The sequence below is a fragment of the Nocardia brevicatena NBRC 12119 genome, assembly GCF_000308495.1.
GTDB classification, from domain to species: Bacteria; Actinomycetota; Actinomycetes; order Mycobacteriales; family Mycobacteriaceae; genus Nocardia; species Nocardia brevicatena.
Window position 1 is genome coordinate 1 of the sequence record NZ_BAFU01000204.1, and the last position, 3,695, is coordinate 3,695.

A 3,695-nucleotide genomic window follows, 5' to 3' on the forward strand; every position below is an offset into this window, starting at 1 on the left:
CGCGGTCAAGGACGTGTTCTCCAACCGAATCATCGGTTACTCGATCGATTCGCGAATGAGGGCGTCACTGACGGTGGCGGCGCTACGGAACGCGGTTGCGATGCGGTCACTGCAGGAAACGATCGTACACTCGGACCGAGGTAGCCGGCTTCGATCATGAAAGTTCGTCTACCTGTTGTCCGCCAACGGTTTATGGGCCTCTATGGGCCGTGTCGGTGCATGTGGTGACAATGTGTACCCCGAACTCGGCCGCGACCTTCGCCAAGACCACCCCGTCTTTTGTCAGTTGTCGACAAGTCCCGCATCGCGCATGCGGTGGTCGAAGGATTCCAACCATGTGAACCCTGAGATACGTTCGCGATCATCGCCTTTGCGGCGGGTGATACCGAACTGAGCGTGGTAGCCGTTCCATCGCGAGGCCGAGAATTCCGCCATATTGCCCTCGTCATTCCCTTCGAATACCCATTCGTGGTCGCCCAGGCCGTATGTTGCGGTTCGTACGAAACCAGCGTCGTTGAGTCGATAGCGAACCGGTACAACGCTACTAGAGGCAACCAAGCGGTTGTTCTCGACCACCATGCCAGCGTTGAATCCATCGCGTCCGACCACAATCTTGCCGTATTCAATCGATCCATCGGAAAGCTTGTTGCCGAAAATGTTCCAGGAGATCTGGACGTCGGTAAACATCGCCGTCTCCTTCCACTCGGTTCCAGGCTTCAGATATACACGATCAAAGTATAGAAGCCCATTTACTTGTCGGTTCAATACGGTTCCCTCCACCCAGTAGGGGATGGAGCTGAAGAACAAAGGCTCCACCGCAGATGCCGCGTAGAATTGAACGCCGAGAGTCTTCACCTCTCCTTCGAGATGACACAATGATCCTTGGTCCCACAACAGCGAGTCACCCTCGAGTTCGAGCAAGTAGGGAAGATCGTCCGGACGCCGGACCGAGTCGGGCAGTCTCAACATCACCGGGTCCGCCCACCGCCGAGAGGTCTCGGTAAACGTCCGACGTACCTCGCCACGATAGCTCCGTGTCGTCTCGGGCTGGACATTGAGCCCGCCTCTGCCATCGGTGCGCATCACGAACGTGCCGGTGGATACCGATCCAACGAACTTTTGTTCCAGACAGATCGTGCTGCCGTCGTCGGCGTTGAGGAACCCGTAAACATACTCGATTTGCTGTTCAAGTCCGAAATGCCTCTCGTCGGACCGAATGCGGGATAGGTCGTTCGCGAATGCACCGGTGACCGTTCGATAGTTGAAATCCCCATATACGTATTCGTTTTCCGGCATTGTAGATGTGCCTCTCCATTGGTTGTTGGACAGCTAACTTCGAGAGTTCCGATGGCCTAACTATTAGTATCCATACGTAGCCATCCCGGCGGGTCGCGACTTCAAACGGAAAAATCGCGAGACGGTCCGGGCGCACCCAGAAGTAGTGCTATTAAATATCGAGACATAGAGTAGTTTGCTGTTATCTACACAACGCTCTGAATCGGGCCCTGGAGGACCAGCGTCATGACGTTGCCTCTGATCGGCGCTCCAGGATATCGACCACTCCCTCTGTCCCGTCAACCCTGATACGATCTCCGGTTCTGATCTCCGATGTTCCATTCCCAGAGTTGATGACACATGGAATCCCCATTTCGCGTGCCACGATCGCTCCGTGGCTCGCGACGCTGCCCAAGTCGATCACGAGGCCGTCCGTCAAGGAGAAGAGAGGCGCCCAGCTCGGGTCCGTCGTTCTGCATACGAGTATTTCGCCCGGCTCGACAATCTCCTCGGAGTTCGGATCCACAACTACGCGGGCAAGTCCCTCTACCACACCGCGACTTGCCGCGATGCCGACCAGCCGATCGACGCCCTCGTATGCGCGCTTTCCGATATCTTCCGGCATGCCATAGAATGTCATCGGGATCTCGATGGATTCGTAAGTCTTTCTTTGCGCACGACGGTATTCCACGATCTTTGCGAAATCCTCCGGTGGCGTGCTGTCGAGTTCCTCGAGGGTAAGAAAGAAGACATCTTCGGTGTCAGCAATGTGACCTTGGTGAACGAGATCTTTACCCACTCGGCGAGCGGCCGAGCGACATACATCGAGACCCATGAGATAGGCCGCCTTGGTCATCTCGATGTTACGGACCTGGTTGCCGGTTTTGACGAACAACCAACGCGCAACGACTCTTTTCGTCGGCGGCAGGAGCGCCAACAGATCTTTCTCGGCGGCCATTCGGGCTGCGATCGCAGCCTTCTCACGCAGAGCGGGCCTCTCCGACTCATCTCTCGACTCGAGCGCGGTCACGAGGCGGGCCAGGCTCGACCGATCCTCGCGCCACGATGTCGTGTACACCATACCCTCGTTGGGGCCATGAAAACCATATGATTCGACGAATTCTTCAAGGCCCATCTCCTTGCGCGAGACCTGCCAGAGCTTGTCCGCAAGGCCGAGTTCGGCCACATTGCCATAGCCAGAAAAGACCGCGGCACCCAATTGTGGCGCATTGACCGAGCCGGCGATTCCCGTGAGCATGGACTGGGCTCCTTGCAGAAGACACCGCACTCGGACGTGAAGGCGCATACCCTGACGGAACCTGTCTGCCGCTTCATGCAGTACGTTCAACGCGGAGCCAGGCGCCGCGGGGTGCATCGCGTTTTGGCTCCACCATTCGGACTGCGCCTTGTAGAACGCATGAACACGCCGGGTGTTGGTCAGCATAACCCATGGCGTCTTCGATGCGATGGCCGGGAGTCGCCGCATCGACTTCTTGGAAGGCGGCAAGTCCTCGCGGACCGATCCCAAGATGTCCCGTTCGAAGTCTTCGGCGGATGCACCGGGGATCAATCCCATGAACGAACCGGCCTGGTCGACGTTCATCGCGTGACGCCCGTAAAAGACCGCGGTCTGCCGCTCGTTCGGGTCATCCGGAAGGTAAACATCCTTGCGGCGCATGATCCCGAGGTCGTACCACGCTTCCCTGCCCGCTACCTCGAAATGGTTCCACACGCTCCAGCACATCGGCGTCATGATTCCAGGAGTAACCTCACTCGCATTCGCGAGCGTCCAGAAGCGTTGTGGCTCAGATGATCCCAAGACCGGATCGAAGACTTCTGCCATGAACGTACTCCTCACATGCGGGGTCGGATGTCGGAGAACTCGCCAGGGCCGACCGATACATCCAAATAGCGCGCGACGTACACCACCGCGACACCCATGCAGTTGTGAAGTATACTACGATCTTATCTATCACTCAATTATTCATGGCTAGATGTGTTGTTGCGGGGTTCGCAGCCTAACCACTGTCGGCGAGGTGACGCTATAGCCGTACACACGAGATCCACGGCTTGGGAGCCGTCAATACCTCTCGTCTCCCCCCAACCTGTCACCACGCCCAGTAGCGGTGCGTGCGGCGGCGAGGCGGCCGAATGCCGCGAAGAGATGTCCATGACGCTCGTAGCGGATGGCAAGTCGCCGGTATCCGACGAGCCAGGCGATCGTGTGTTCGATCTTCCGGCGACGCGCGACCGGCACGCTCACCTCGAACACCGGCGGTGGGTGCCGCCCCGCACACCCGCTGCTCACCACGACCATGATCGCGATGAACACCGTTTGCTCGTCCTTGCCGCGATCGACCGGGTTGCGGCCGGTCAGCGAGCCCCCCTTGTGGCCCGCACGCTCGCCGCCGACCGGTCCA

General features: G+C 58.3%; 2 protein-coding genes and 2 pseudogenes. 1 reads left to right on the forward strand and 3 read right to left on the reverse strand.

What is annotated here, in order from left to right; translation table 11 throughout:
* Positions 1–322: pseudogene (locus tag ON20_RS34935) on the forward strand (DDE-type integrase/transposase/recombinase); the annotation flags it as partial.
* Here the strand turns inward: ON20_RS34935 and ON20_RS36835 are convergent.
* The 3 genes and pseudogenes from ON20_RS36835 to ON20_RS33435 all read right to left on the reverse strand — a co-directional run.
* Entirely contained in the window at positions 283–1,296 is a 1,014-nt protein-coding gene (locus ON20_RS36835) for a hypothetical protein (protein WP_040839761.1), read from the reverse strand. The pseudogene ON20_RS34935 and the gene ON20_RS36835 sit on opposite strands and share 40 nt — an antisense overlap.
* A gap of 223 nt (positions 1,297–1,519) precedes the next feature.
* Positions 1,520–3,118 (reverse strand): PEP-utilizing enzyme, encoded by a 1,599-nt coding sequence (locus ON20_RS26105; RefSeq protein ID WP_040839763.1) that lies wholly within the window; start codon positions 3,116–3,118, stop codon positions 1,520–1,522.
* A 237-nt stretch (positions 3,119–3,355) separates the two neighbouring features.
* Positions 3,356–3,695 (reverse strand): annotated as a pseudogene (locus tag ON20_RS33435) (hypothetical protein); the annotation flags it as partial.